The sequence below is a fragment of the Polaromonas sp. SP1 genome, from assembly GCF_003711205.1.
GTDB lineage: Bacteria > Pseudomonadota > Gammaproteobacteria > Burkholderiales > Burkholderiaceae_C > Polaromonas.
This window is the reverse complement of record NZ_CP031013.1, coordinates 2355366-2368682: the sequence shown is the minus strand read 5'-3', so window position 1 is coordinate 2368682 and position 13317 is coordinate 2355366. Positions and strand designations below refer to the sequence as shown.

Below are 13317 nucleotides of genomic sequence, written 5' to 3'. Positions count from 1 at the left end.
GTGTTTTACCTTCCAGTTCATGCCTGCTTGGGGGCTTGCTTTCATCAGTCTTTGGCGTCAAAGCCCTGCTGGACCAGCCAGTCGGAACCGGCCTCATGGCGCGCCCGGGCATCGCCGCTTTGCTCACGCTCGTCATCGCCCTCAAATACCACCAGCGGGTTGTCGCCGTTCTCATCACGGTCTTCATCTTCATCTTCATCGTCATCGCCCTCTTCGGCGCTCACAATGGACGCGGCCACCGGCAGACCCGCCATGTATTCCAGCCCCGCCGTCAGCGTGAGGAACTTGTCCCCGCCGGGCGCCTGCAGAACGATGTGCGCCAGGTCCTGCGCCCAGGGCGCCAGCACCAGGCCATTTGCCAGACTACTCCACGCCGGAAAGCCATCGGCATCGACATCGTGGGTGAGCAGGTGCTCCATCACGGTTTTTTCCGTGAAATCAAAACCCTGGTGAAACACCACCGCCACCATCTCGGGGCTGGTGTCCATCATCTGGACCAGAAAGGCCATCTCCTGCCGTTTGCCGGCCAGGCGCTGATGCAACACGTCCTGCCCCTCGGAGTCGAATCGCAGGTCGTCCATCTCGGACTGGTAGGCCGAGCCCAGGTCGAGGAAATAAGGAGAGACGCTCATGCTGCCGGGTTTTTCATGGGGTGGTGTTCTTTCGGTCAGCAGGGTCAGAGGAGAGGGTTGAAATAATCGGCCCAGATGACACGCGCCGTGTCGATCGGGCTGTCGAGCAGGCTGCGCCGGCGGTTGTCGTCATAGGCCTGGCGCTTGTCCGCATCCGACAGCACCTCATAGGCCTGCTGCACCGCCCTGAAACGCTCAGGCGCTTCGGGGCTGGCATTTTTGTCGGGGTGCCAGAAGGAGGCCTTCAGGCGAAAGGCTTTTTTGATATCGGCCAGCGTTGCGGCGCTGTCCAGCCCGAGGGCGGTGTAGTGATCGGTCATGCGAAGCTGGCTGTGTCCTGGACCGCAGGCAGGGAGCTGCACGGCATGTTGAAGGGCTCAAGTACTGAGGGGGATGCGCCTGCGCGCGTAGCGGAGCGAGCAAGGATTATGCCCGTCTGGTGCCGGCAGGCTGGCGGCCGGCAAATAACCTTGCTTGGCTCTTGTCGTCAGCAGCTAGGGCCGCAGGTGGCCCGAGATGACGGTGATATTTGTATAAGTCACTAGGTAACATTTACGGTTTCAGCGAATCTGCGGTGATAAGCGCGATTTATCGAGTTACTAAACCCGGTCACAGTTCACTGCGGTAGTGTTGTTTTTGTGGAACAACCTCTACTGGGCCTTAGTTGTTATAAGTCGTTAAAATCCCCGATCAAGCTGCAAGGGGGCGGCACCATACAAATGCCGGCAATTCAACCCGAATCTATCTTTCACCGCGTCTTTGATCAGATGTCGGTTCGCATTCTGCAGATGACGGCGTTTCTGAGCGCGGATGAGTTTACCGTTCTTAGATGGAAAGAGGAAATTGATAAGTTGTCGATTACTCAACCTGGTATGGCTGCTTTGTGCGCAGCCTACTTGGATCACATGATGGGTGATATCGAGGCAGTTGAAAGTCATTTGTCCTACGCTGTTGCAAAGGGTATTCCTAGGCAACCAATAGTGAATGCCACGCTAACTTCGTGTTGTAACTTGCTTTTTGCGACGAAGGCCCTAAAAGTTTTTAGAGCTGGCATCGATATAAAGTATCAGAACATTGGAAGTCATATTCAACTCGCGCTCAGTTGCGGGGGATTCCAACATTCTTTGTATCTTCTTAAGCAAGCCGAGATGGCTAAGCTTGATTTGTTGAAAGAGGGCATGTCTACTATCCTTCCTGAAGCTGCTTCTGTACTTGGAATGCAAGGCATCAGCGATGATGATTGCGCGAAAGTCTTAGACGCAGCGGGTGAGGTGATGCGGTCTCGGCGGGTCTTTTGGCAAGGGTCAGAGCCGCGTTATGTCGTCAATAGAAAAGAGCAAACCGTTGCGGTCCGGCTTTGGGTGGATGTCTCTGCGGCTGAGGCGGCGGACATGACTATGGAGACCGCTGATAAGTTGATCGAGCGTCATCTAGACGGACTACCGTATTTCGTCAGTTTTGTGGGTACCAGGCGTTGAGCATCACTCCTACTGATTTGCTGGGGCTTGCGGCTCAACTCGCTGCCGCGTCAGATGCTACAGAGGTTTCTTATCGCGGCGCGGTGAGTCGAGCCTATTACGCCGCGTATCACGATTCGGACGTGTGGCATTCTCAGTTGCCTGTACCCGGATTTCTACCTGCGCAGTTCGCGGGCGGGATGCATTCCCAGTTGTGTCATAGGCTTGCAAATCCAGACGCAACCCTTCATGCGGATCGCAAGGTGCGATCAAAACAGCGTGGGTACGTCTTGAAAGTGCTACATGCACTGCGAATTTGTTCAGACTATGAATTGAGCGAAGTGGTTGGAGCTGAAGACTCTCAGCAGGCAATTAGCGACGCTCAAAAGATAATTGCATTGAATTGATGGAGTTCTCTATTGTTGAGGGCGTAATAAAACCGGCATTTGCCGGTTTTATTTTTGGGGCGCCGCAGGGTTCGAACTCCTCCGTTTCCGCCAAATTCGTGATGACGCTTAACCCCACTCCGACAACCGCCCCGACACCAACCTAAATCGCCGCCCGCAACGCGAGGCCAGCGTTTCATCGTGCGTGACCAGCACAAAGGCTGTGCCGAAGTCGCGTGCAAGTTGCAGCATCAACTCAAACACACCATCGGCCGTGCTGCGGTCGAGGTTGCCGGTGGGCTCATCGGCCAGCACGCAGGCCGGTTGCGTGACGAGTGCACGCGCAATCGCGACACGCTGGCGCTCACCGCCTGAGAGTTCTGCGGGGCGGTGGTGGATGCGGTCTTTGAGGCCTACGGCTGCCAGCATGGCTGTGGCGACGCGGGCGCATTCTGCGGGGGATTCGCGGCGAATCCACAGGGGCATGGCGACGTTGTCGAGTGCGCTGAACTCGGGCAGCAGGTGGTGGAACTGATAGACGAAGCCGAGGTGTTTGTTGCGCAGGTCGCCTTGTTGTTGGGGCGACAGCGTTGACAGCGTCTGGCCTTTGAGTTCAACCTGGCCGCTCGTGGGGGCGTCGAGGCCGCCCATCAAATGCAGCAGTGTGCTTTTGCCTGAGCCTGAGGCGCCGACGATGGCGAGGGTTTCGCCGGCGTGGACTTGCAGGTCTACGCCGTGCAGCACGGTCAGGTCGATCATGCCTTCGTGGAAGCGTTTGGTGAGGCCGCTGGCCTTGAGCACCACTTCGCTGCCGGCGTCAGAAGGAGTAGAACGTTCCGCCGACAGGCCGCCCTTAGGCGGAACAGCCCCCTCGGGGGGCAGCCAACCAGACGAAGTCGGGAGCGTGGGGGTCATATCTTTTTTCAGTTCACTCATAGCGCAGTGCCTCCGCGGGGTTGACGCGGCTGGCGCGCCAGCTGGGGTAGATGGTGGCGAGGAAGGCCAGCACCAAAGAGATGACGACGATGGGCATGATGTCGGCGTATTGGGGCTCGCTGGGCATGCGGCTGATGAGGTAAATATCTTTGGGCAGGAAACTGGCGTTGAGGGCGCGCTCAATGGCGGGCACGATGACGTCGATGTTGAGGGCGATGCCCAGGCCGAGGAGGAGGCCTGAGAACGTGCCGATGACGCCGACCAGCGCGCCCTGCACCATGAAGATTTTCATGATGCTTTTGGGGCTGGCGCCCAGGGTGCGCAGGATGGCGATATCGGCGCGCTTGTCGGTCACCGTCATCACCAGCGTGCTGACGAGGTTGAAGGCCGCGACCGCAACGATGAGCGTGAGGATGATGAACATCATGCGTTTTTCAAGCTGGACGGCGGCGAACCAGGTTTTGTTCTGGCGGGTCCAGTCGCGAATCAGCAGGTCGCCGCTCAGACTTCTGGATAGCTCAAACGCCACTTCGCGTGCCTGGTGCAAGTCTTTGAGCTTGATGCGGATGCCGGTGGGGCCTTCGAGGCGGAAGATTTTCGCGGCGTCTTCCTGGTGCATCATGACCAGCGCCGAGTCGTATTCAAAGTGGCCGGAGTCAAAGGTGCCGACCACGGTCATTTGTTTTAAGCGCGGCACCACGCCGGCCGGGGTGACCTGGCCGCTGGGGGCGATGAGGGTGACGGTGTCGCCTTCACGCACGCCCATGGCGCGGGCCAGCTCACCGCCCAGCACCACACCAAAATTGCCGGGCACCAGCTTGGCCAGTGTGGGGGCGGAGGTTGCGGCAAGGTCGGTGACCTGGCCTTCGAGCGCCGGGTCAATGCCGCGCACGATGGTGCCCTTCATGTCTTCACCGCGGGCCAGCAGGGCCTGCGCGGCGATGAAGGTGGCGGCGCCGGTGACTTGCGGGTTGGCCTTGATTTCAGCCAGCGTTTTGGCCGGGTCTGGCAGGGCCACGCCGCCGGGCGCAAAGACCTCAATGTGGGAGATGACGCCCAGCATGCGGTCGCGCACTTCCTTCTGGAAGCCGTTCATCACGCTCAGCACGATGATGAGCGCAGCCACACCCAACGCGATGCCCAGCATGGACACGCCCGAAATAAAAGAGATAAAGCCGTTGCGCCGGGTGGCGCGGCCGGCGCGGGTGTAGCGCCAGCCCAAAATCAGCTCATAAGGGATTTGCATACTTGACCTGTTAGTCGCAGCGGGCCAACGGTGGCCCGCCCGAACGATTTTTATACAGCGCCAATTGTGGCATCCCGGACAATAGCCCCATGTCAGCCAATTCCCCCACTCCTTTCAACGGCCCGCAGCTGGTGATTCCCTTTGCAGCCAGCAGTGCAGAGGCCTGGCTGCCCACGATGAAGGCGCTGCCGGCTGGCGGCACACGCAACCTGAGCCAGTTGCTTAAGGGCATGAAGTCAGTGCGTACTGATGTGGCGGACGCCCACACGCTGTCGCCTCCGCATGAGCGCGCGCTCGCGCAAGCGCTGGGCATTGCGGGCCCCGAGACGGCTGACGGCCTGATCCCGTGGGCGGCACGAGACGCCGCGCAGCACCTGCAAGCCGCCGCCGAAACCTCCGCTGGCAAAGCCTGGGCCTGGATCACGCCCTGCCACTGGGCGATGGGACGCGAACACGCGACCCTGACGGACCCGGCCGCGCTGGGCCTGACGGAAGCCGAATCCCGCACGCTGCTGGCGGCCATGCAGCCTTACTTTGATGACGACGGCATCACGATTCACTATGTGCCCGCACTGGGGCCTTCGCGCTGGCTGGCGGAGGGTGAGGTGTTTCGCAACCTGCCCACCGCTTCACTGGACAGAGTGCTGGGCCGCAATGTCGACCCCTGGCTGCCCAAACAGGACAAGAACGACGCCCACGCGACGGCGCGCAAGATGAAGCTGCTGCAGAACGAGATGCAGATGCTGCTATACACCCACGCGCTGAATGACGAGCGCGCGGGGCGGCGGCAGTTGCCGGTGAATTCGTTCTGGCTGAGCGGCACGGGCGCCCTTACCAGCGGGCATGTGGCCGGCAGTGCTGCGCCGAGCGTGCCGCGCAGCCTGGCGCAAGCCGTGTTTGCCGATGATTGGGAAGCCTATGCGCAGGCCTGGGCGGCACTGGACGCGGGCGAGATCGCCGCGCTGCTGGCACGCCAGCAGGCGGGTGAGGCTGTGCGGCTGACCTTGTGCGGTGAGCGCGGTGCCACCACCTTTGAAACGGCGCCACAAGGGTTCGCCGCCAAATTCTTAAGCCTTTTAGTGCCTCAGCCAGCATGGTACCTGGGCATACAGCTATAAAAAAGATAGTAACCAACATGAAAATTCAGGTACGCGATGTCCCCCCGCGCAGCGTCTGGGCGCTGCAGCAGGCCGGCATTCACCCGCTGCTGGCGCAGCTCTATGCCGCGCGCGGCGTGCACACGGCCGATGAACTGGACGACGGCCTGGGCAGGCTGCTGCCGCCCGGCTCACTGCTCGGTGTGCAGCCCGCAGCGCAGTTGCTGGCGGACGCGATGGCTGCCGGCAAAAAAATCTGCGTGGTGGCCGACTACGACTGTGACGGTGCCACCGCCTGCGCCGTGGCGTTGCGCGGCCTCAAGCTGCTGGGCGCGCAGCATGTGAGCTACCTGGTGCCCGACCGCGTGACCGACGGCTACGGCCTGACGCCGCCGATTGCCGAGCGCGTGAAAGCCGGCGGCGCCGATGTGCTGGTGACGGTGGACAACGGCATCGCCAGCATCGACGGCGTGGAGCGCGCGCGCGCACTGGGCATGCAGGTGCTGGTGACCGACCACCACCTGCCCGCGCTGAAAGACGGCGCGGTGGTGTTGCCCGAGGCGGACGTGATCGTCAACCCGAACCAGCCGGCCTGCACTTTTGAGAGCAAGTCGATTGCCGGTGTGGGCGTGATGTTTTATGTGCTGCTGGCGCTGCGGGCGGAGTTGCGCACGCGCGGCGCGTTTGACGCAGCCAACCAACCCAAGCTGGATGCGCTGCTGCCGCTCGTCGCCCTCGGCACCGTAGCCGATGTGGTGAAGCTGGACGCCAATAACCGCCGCCTGGTGGCGCAAGGCCTCAAGCGCATTCGGGCGGGCCATATGCCGGCGGGCGTGGCGGGTTTGTTCAAGGCCGCCGGCCGGCAGGCGCCGGTGGCGACGACGTTTGACTTTGCCTTTGCCCTGGGCCCACGCATCAATGCCGCCGGGCGCCTCAGCGACATGACGCTGGGCATCGAGTGCCTGCTGACGGACGACGCCGCGCGCGCCGACGAGCTGGCGCAGATGCTGGACGGCATCAACCGCGAGCGACGCGACATCGAGGCCGGCATGCGTGAACAAGCGCAGCTGGCGGCCGACGCGATGATTGACGAGGACGAAGCGCCGCCGCCGGCCATCGCCATCTTTGACCCGGAGTTTCATGAAGGCGTGGTCGGCATCGTGGCCTCACGCATCAAGGACCGCCTGCACCGCCCGACTTTTGTTTTTGCCGCCAGCCAGGCCGACGGCAAGGAGCATGAGCTCAAGGGCTCGGGCCGCTCCATCCCCGGCTTTCACCTGCGCGACGCGCTGGACCTGGTGACCAAGCGCCACCCCGGCGTGCTGCTGCGTTTTGGCGGCCACGCGATGGCCGCGGGTTGCACCATCGCCGAAGAAAACTTTGAGCTGTTTGAGCAGGCGCTGCAGCAGGTGGCGCATGAATGGCTGGATGCCGCCACGCTGACGCGCCGCATGGAAACCGACGGCCCGCTGGCGCCTGAATACCGGCGCGCCGACCTGGTCGACACGCTGCACAAGGAGGTCTGGGGCCAGGGTTTTGCCGCGCCTACCTTTAGCGAAGAGGTGGAGGTGGTGTCGCAGCGCCTGGTGGGTGAAAAGCACCTGGCGCTCAAGCTCAAGCACCAGGGCCAGCCGGTGGACGGCATCTGGTTTGGCCACACCGAGGCCTTGCCGGCGCGGGTGAAACTGGCCTTCCGGCTGGATGCGGATGAGTGGCAGGGGGTGAAGCGGGTGCGGTTTCTGGTGGAAGGCGCCGAGATCTGAGGGTTTTAAGCCAAATTGGCCTCCAGCCCAATCAGCACCTTGGGTATGTGCTATTGAATTGGTAGCAAAAAGGGTTTTCGGCGTGGCGTTCAGGCGCTGGCCAAAACCACCCCACCGATCTGGCTCAAGCCCCTTAAACCGCACCTTCCCCCAGAGGGGCAAGGAGCAAGAACCTCAGCGCAGCGCAAACTCCCCGCCCTGCGCCAGCGCACGCTGGTACGCAGGCCGCGCGTGGATGCGTGCCAGGAAATCCATCAACTTCGGCCGGCTCTCGTTAAGCCCGCCGCGTGCGGCAGCCGCCTCGAGCGGAAAGCTCATCTGGATGTCGGCGCCGCTGAACTCGCTGCCGGCAAACCAGCCGCTGGGGCCCAGCGACATTTCGAGGTAGTCCAGGTGCTGGCGCAGTTGCGGCTCGATAAAGGTCTTTTTGACCTTGCCGGCGATCGCACGCGCGATCGGCTTGACAAAAAACGGCATGGGCGAGTTCTCGACCTTGTCGAACACCAGCTTGAGGAGCAGCGGCGGCATGGCCGAACCTTCGGCGTAATGCATCCAGTAGGTGTAGCGCAGGTGGGCCGGCGTGCCGGCCTCAGGCGCCAGGCGGCCGGCGCCGTAGCGCGCGACCAGGTATTCAATGATGGCGCCCGATTCGGCCAGCGTGAGCTCGCCGTCGGTGATCACCGGCGACTTGCCCAGCGGGTGCACCGCGCGCAGCGAAGGCGGCGCGAGCATGGTTTTGGGGTCGCGCTGGTAGCGCTGGATTTCATAGGGCAAACCGAGCTCCTCCATCAGCCAGAGGATGCGTTGCGAGCGGGAGTTGTTGAGGTGGTGCAGGGTGATCAAGGGCGGCTCCATAGGGGGGGAAATCAGGCGTCACCATCGAATAGTAGGTCAACACGGGCCCTGTTATGGACACCGCCGGGACAGGGTATGTGAGCGCGCACTGCAGCCGGGAGGCATAAAGCCTAAAATGACCCTGTGACCCCGAAAAACATCCTGAATGCCGATTTGCACTGCCACTCTGTGGTGTCGGACGGCACGCTGACACCGGAGGCGCTGGCCGAACGGGCCAAGGCCAACGGGGTCGAACTCTGGGCCCTGACCGACCACGACGAGATCGGCGGCCAGCACCGCGCCGCAGCCGCCGCCAAGGCCCAGGGCATGCATTACCTCACAGGCACCGAAGTCTCCGTCACCTTTGCCGGGCAAACCGTGCACATCGTGGGCCTGGGCTTTGACGCCGACAACCCTGACATGCAGCAAGGCCTGCGCAACACCCGCGGCGGGCGCGAGCAGCGCGCGATGGAAATGTCGGACTCGCTGGCCAAGGTGGGCATCAAGGGCGCATATGAAGGCGCGCTGAAGTTCGTCGGCAACCCCGAATTGATCTCACGCACGCACTTTGCGCGCTTCCTGGTCGAAACCGGCGTGTGCCGCGAAACGCCGGAAGTCTTTCGCAAATACCTGACGGAAGGCAAGCCAGGCTACGTGCCCCACCGCTGGGCCAACCTGCGCGACGCCGTGACCTGGATCACCCAGGCCCAGGGCATTGCAGTGATCGCCCACCCGGGCCGCTACAAGTTCACCCCCAACGAGGAATATGCCTTGTTCACCGAGTTCAAGTCCCACGGCGGGCGGGGCGTGGAGGTGGTCACCGGCAGCCACACGCCGCAGGAATACCTCAAGTACGCCGAAACGGCGAAAGAATTCGGCCTCGCCGCCTCGCGCGGCAGCGACTTTCACAGCCCCGACGAGAGCCACACCGACCTGGGCACCCTGCCCTTCCTGCCGGGCGAGCTGACGCCCGTATGGGAACTGCTGGCGGACCGCATCCAGTGATGGCGGCGGCGCTTAAAACCACCTCCCACGCTCCGGCCGGCATTGCGCTTTTGGTGGCAGCCGTTGCCTGCTTTGCGGTGCTGGACACCACCACCAAATTCATCTCGACCAGCGTGCCGGTGCTGATGGCGCTGTGGTTTCGCTACGCCTTTCAGGCGATTGCCACCACGGTTGCCGTGCTGCCCACGCGGGGCCTGTCGGTGCTGCGCACGGCCCACCCGCGGTACCAGTTGCTGCGCGGCTTGCTGCTGCTGGGCACCAGCATGTTTGCTTTCTTCAGCCTCAAGTACATGCCGGTGGGCGAGTTCACCGCCATCGTGATGATCACGCCGCTGGTGATCACGCTGCTGGCCTCGCTGTCGCTGGGCGAGAAGGTGTCGTGGCTGCGCTGGGTGCTGGTGGTGGGCGGTTTTACCGGCACGCTGATCATCATCCGGCCCAGCCGCGACGACTTCAACCTGACGATGTTGCTGCCGCTGGGGCTGGTGATTTGCAATGCCTGGTTCCAGATCCTCACCAGCCGGCTGGCGCGCACGGAAGACCCCTTCACCATGCATTTCTACACGGGCTGGGTGGGCACGCTCGCCGCTTCGCTGGCCCTGCCTTTTGTCTGGCAATGGCTGGACTCCTGGACGCTATGGGCCGCCCTGGGCTTGATGGGCCTGATGGGCACGGTCGGCCATTTCATGATGATCCTGGCTTACGGCCGCGCGCCGGTCTCCACACTCACGCCGTTTTTGTATGCGCAGATCGGCTTTGCGATGCTGGGCGGCTGGATCGTGTTCTCGCATGTTCCGGACCACCTGTCGATGGTGGGCATGGCGATGATCGCCGTCTGCGGCGCGGCGGGCGCCTGGCTGGCCGTGCGGGAAAGCCGGGTCGCCATCGAGCCCGTCGAGTCTTGAATCTGCCGCTTTAAGAAGCATCTGACACCATGGCCCAGTTTTTCGAAGTCCACCCCGAGAACCCACACACCCGGCTGCTCAAGCAGGCCGTGGCGCTGCTGGAGCGCGGCGGCATCGCGGCCGTGCCGACGGACTCGAGCTACGCGCTGGTCTGTCACCTGGATGACAAGGCCGCAGCCGACAGCCTGCGCCGCATCCGCGGGGTCGACGACAAGCACCACCTGACGCTGCTGTGCCGCGACCTGAGCGAGCTGGCCAATTACGCGCGGGTCGACAACAAGCAGTTCCGGCTCCTGAAGGCCGCGACGCCCGGGCCCTACACCTTCATCCTGGAAGCCAGCAAGGAAGTGCCGCGCCGCGTGAGCCACCCGTCGCGCAAGACCATCGGCCTGCGCGTGCCCGAGCACAAGGTCTTGCAGGCGCTGCTGGAGCTGCACGGCGCGCCGCTGCTGGCCACCACGCTGATTCCACGCGACGGCACCGAGCCGCTGAACGACGCGCACGACATCCGCGAACTGCTGGAGCACGAACTGGCCGCCGTGATCGACGCCGGCGCCTGCCACCAGGAGCCGACCACCGTGATCGACCTGACCGCCATGGGCGAAGGCGGCGAGCCGGTCGTGGTGCGCCAGGGCCGGGGTGAGCTGGCTGCGCTGGGGCTTTAGCGGCCGGAACATTGGCACACCCCTATCGGGCTCACTTCGTGTAGCCCTTTTCCCCTGGCAGGGGACGGCGCCTGCGGCCCGCGAAGCCGGTTCCGCGGCCCCTGCTGGTGAAATACCCCCGCCGGTCGCGCCCAAAGAACTCTTCAACCAGCATGAGCCGCGGGACTGGCTTTGCCAGACCGCAGGCGGGCGGCCCCCTCGGGGGGCAGCGCATTACACGGAGCCGAAGGCGAAGTGAAAAGCGTGGGGGCGATAATCTGTGTATGGACATCGCGAACATCATTCAAACCATTGCCATTTACGCCTTGCCGGTGCTGTTCGCCATCACGATGTACGGCGTCGCGCGCAGCGAAGCCGCCCGCTACTTCGGCGACACGACGGCCGAAGAGATGGGAAGGATCACCCTCAACCCGTTGCAGCACATCGACCCGATAGGCACCATCGCGGTACCGCTGCTGTTGTACTTCGCCACCGGCGGCGCCTTCCTGTTCGGCTATGCAAAGGCCTTGCCCCTGGATTTCAGCCGCCTGCGCAACCCCAAGCGCGACATGATCTGGATTTCGCTGGCCGGCCCGATGTCCAATTTTGCGCAGGCGTTTATCTGGGGGCTCAGCCTGCTCGCGATGCGGGCCTTCGGCGTTGAAGAGCCTTTCTTCCTCAAGATGGCGCAAGCCGGAGTCCAGGTCAACCTGGTGATGTGGGCGTTCAACCTTTTTCCCTTGCCGCCGCTGGACGGCGGACGCATCCTGATGGGGTTTTTGCCCATGAAGCAGGCGATGTGGCTTTCGCGCGTCGAGCCCTGGGGCTTCTTCATCGTGCTGGGCCTGGCCGTGATCGGGGTGGTCGGAACCGTCTGGTTGCGCCCGCTCATGTCCGTCGGCTACGCCGTGATCGGCCTGCTGCTGACACCCCTCATGCTTTTGCTTCGCTAAGCCCCGGCCACACAGCGATTCCCTCCCTGAAACACCATGACGCCTTCCAACACCACCACCCGCTTCCTTACCGGCATCACCACAACCGGCACACCCCACCTGGGCAACTACGTCGGCTCGATCCGGCCATCCGTCCAGGCGAGTTTTCGCAGCGATGTGCTGAGCTTTTACTTCCTGGCCGACTACCACGCGCTGATCAAGTGCGACGAACCCGCGCGCATCCAGCAGTCCACGCTGGAGATCGCCGCCAGCTGGCTGGCCGCCGGGCTGAACCCGGAGCGCGTGACCTTCTACCGCCAGTCCGACATCCCCGAAATCCCCGAGCTCACCTGGCTGCTGACCTGCGTGACGGGCAAGGGCGTGCTCAACCGCGCCCATGCCTACAAGGCCTCGGTCGACAAGAACGAAGCCGCCGGCAACGACCCGGATGCCGACGTCACGGCCGGCCTCTTCATGTACCCGGTGCTGATGGGCGCGGACATCCTGATGTTCAAGACCCACAAGGTGCCGGTGGGGCGTGACCAGATCCAGCACATCGAGATGGCGCGCGACATGGCCCAGCGCTACAACCACCTCTACGGCGAGCACCTGGTGCTGCCCGAGGCGGTGATTGAAGAATCCGTCGCCCTGCTGCCCGGCCTGGACGGGCGCAAGATGAGCAAGAGCTACGACAACACGATCCCGCTGTTCATCCCGCGCGAGCAGATGCGCAAGCTGATCGCCGGCATCGTGACCGACTCGCGCGCGCCCGGCGAGCCCAAAGACATCGAAGGCTCGGCGCTGTTCCAGATCTACCAGGCCTTTGCCGGCGCCGATGAAACGGCGGCGTTACGCAAGGCTTACGCCGAAGGCATCGCCTGGGGCGACGCCAAGCAGCTGCTGTTTGAACGCATAGACCGCGAAGTCGCCCCCATGCGCGAGCGCTACCACGCCCTGATCTCCGACCCCGGCAAGATTGAAGCGATCCTGCAGGCGGGCGCGCAAAAAGCCCGTGCCGAGGCCACTCCCTTCATGGCCGAGTTGCGCCATGCGGTGGGCCTGCGTAACCTGGCGGCCAAGCCCGCCGCGCCGGCGAAAACCAAAGCATCCAAAAGTGCCGCGCCGGCCTTCAAGCAATACCGCGAAAAAGACGGTCGCTTTTATTTCAAGCTGCAGGACGCCGACGCCCGCGTGCTGCTGCAAAGCGAAGGTTTCGATTCACCGCGGGATGCCGCGCAGATGATTGCCACATTGCAAAAAGACGGGCCAGTAGCGCTGGCCACATTGCAAACAAAGGTTCAAACTTTGCCCGGAATTGAGCCCGGCGAGGTCGCTGCAGCACTTCAATTTTTCGCCGACACTGCTGCCTGAGGGCTTGTTGTTTTTTTGGATCAGCAATCTTAAAAAATACCGCAATCCAAAGTTTATTTATGCCCCAAAGTTGACATTGAGCAGTTATGCTCAATAGCTAATCGGAACA

13 protein-coding genes are annotated in these 13317 nt (G+C 62.8%); 8 read left to right on the top strand and 5 right to left on the bottom strand.

Features of this window, described 5'->3' with window-relative positions; genetic code table 11:
* Nucleotides 1–44: 44 nt before the first annotated feature.
* Nucleotides 45–632, bottom strand: coding sequence for a hypothetical protein (locus tag DT070_RS11255; RefSeq protein ID WP_122955478.1), 588 nt, complete (start codon nucleotides 630–632; stop codon nucleotides 45–47).
* Between the two features lie 44 nt (nucleotides 633–676).
* On the bottom strand, nucleotides 677–952 hold the full coding sequence (locus DT070_RS11250; protein ID WP_122955477.1) for a DnaJ domain-containing protein: 276 nt from the start codon (nucleotides 950–952) through the stop codon (nucleotides 677–679).
* 318 nt (nucleotides 953–1270) lie between these two features.
* On the opposite strand from DT070_RS11250, the gene DT070_RS11245 reads away from it, so the two are divergent.
* Nucleotides 1271–2110 carry a hypothetical protein gene (locus DT070_RS11245; RefSeq protein ID WP_153976394.1) on the top strand — a complete coding sequence of 280 codons (840 nt, stop codon included), beginning with the start codon at nucleotides 1271–1273 and terminating at the stop codon, nucleotides 2108–2110.
* A gap of 494 nt (nucleotides 2111–2604) precedes the next feature.
* Here DT070_RS11245 and lolD read toward each other — a convergent pair whose 3' ends face one another.
* Nucleotides 2605–3279 carry a lipoprotein-releasing ABC transporter ATP-binding protein LolD gene (gene lolD / locus DT070_RS11240; protein ID WP_122955475.1) on the bottom strand — a complete coding sequence of 225 codons (675 nt, stop codon included), beginning with the start codon at nucleotides 3277–3279 and terminating at the stop codon, nucleotides 2605–2607.
* Nucleotides 3280–3403: 124 nt separating this feature from the next.
* The gene (locus DT070_RS11235) at nucleotides 3404–4657 is read right to left on the bottom strand and encodes a lipoprotein-releasing ABC transporter permease subunit (RefSeq protein WP_122955474.1); all 1254 of its coding nucleotides are present in this window, start codon (nucleotides 4655–4657) and stop codon (nucleotides 3404–3406) included.
* Nucleotides 4658–4746: 89 nt separating this feature from the next.
* On the opposite strand from DT070_RS11235, the gene DT070_RS11230 reads away from it, so the two are divergent.
* Nucleotides 4747–5775, top strand: coding sequence for a hypothetical protein (locus DT070_RS11230; protein WP_122955473.1), 1029 nt, complete (start codon nucleotides 4747–4749; stop codon nucleotides 5773–5775).
* Between the two features lie 17 nt (nucleotides 5776–5792).
* Nucleotides 5793–7517: a single-stranded-DNA-specific exonuclease RecJ gene (gene recJ, locus DT070_RS11225; RefSeq protein ID WP_122955472.1), complete on the top strand. Its 1725-nt coding sequence runs from the start codon at nucleotides 5793–5795 to the stop codon at nucleotides 7515–7517.
* A gap of 174 nt (nucleotides 7518–7691) precedes the next feature.
* On the opposite strand, the gene DT070_RS11220 is transcribed toward recJ, so the two are convergent.
* A complete protein-coding gene (locus DT070_RS11220; protein ID WP_122955471.1) occupies nucleotides 7692–8360 on the bottom strand; it encodes a glutathione S-transferase in 669 nt (222 codons plus the stop codon).
* Nucleotides 8361–8495: 135 nt separating this feature from the next.
* On the opposite strand from DT070_RS11220, the gene DT070_RS11215 reads away from it, so the two are divergent.
* The 5 genes from DT070_RS11215 (at nucleotide 8496) to DT070_RS11195 (ending at nucleotide 13208) form a co-directional block, all read left to right on the top strand.
* A complete protein-coding gene (locus DT070_RS11215; protein WP_122955470.1) occupies nucleotides 8496–9356 on the top strand; it encodes a 3',5'-nucleoside bisphosphate phosphatase in 861 nt (286 codons plus the stop codon).
* Nucleotides 9356–10261, top strand: a complete 906-nt coding sequence (locus DT070_RS11210) for a DMT family transporter (protein ID WP_194965928.1) — start codon at nucleotides 9356–9358, stop codon at nucleotides 10259–10261. The genes DT070_RS11215 and DT070_RS11210 overlap by 1 nt, the downstream gene beginning before the upstream one ends.
* Nucleotides 10262–10290: 29 nt before the next feature.
* A complete protein-coding gene (locus DT070_RS11205) occupies nucleotides 10291–10926 on the top strand; it encodes an L-threonylcarbamoyladenylate synthase (RefSeq protein ID WP_122955468.1) in 636 nt (211 codons plus the stop codon).
* A 263-nt stretch (nucleotides 10927–11189) separates the two neighbouring features.
* On the top strand, nucleotides 11190–11858 hold the full coding sequence (locus DT070_RS11200; protein ID WP_122955467.1) for a site-2 protease family protein: 669 nt from the start codon (nucleotides 11190–11192) through the stop codon (nucleotides 11856–11858).
* Between the two features lie 36 nt (nucleotides 11859–11894).
* Entirely contained in the window at nucleotides 11895–13208 is a 1314-nt protein-coding gene (locus DT070_RS11195) for a tryptophan--tRNA ligase (protein ID WP_122955466.1), read from the top strand.
* Nucleotides 13209–13317 lie beyond the last annotated feature (109 nt).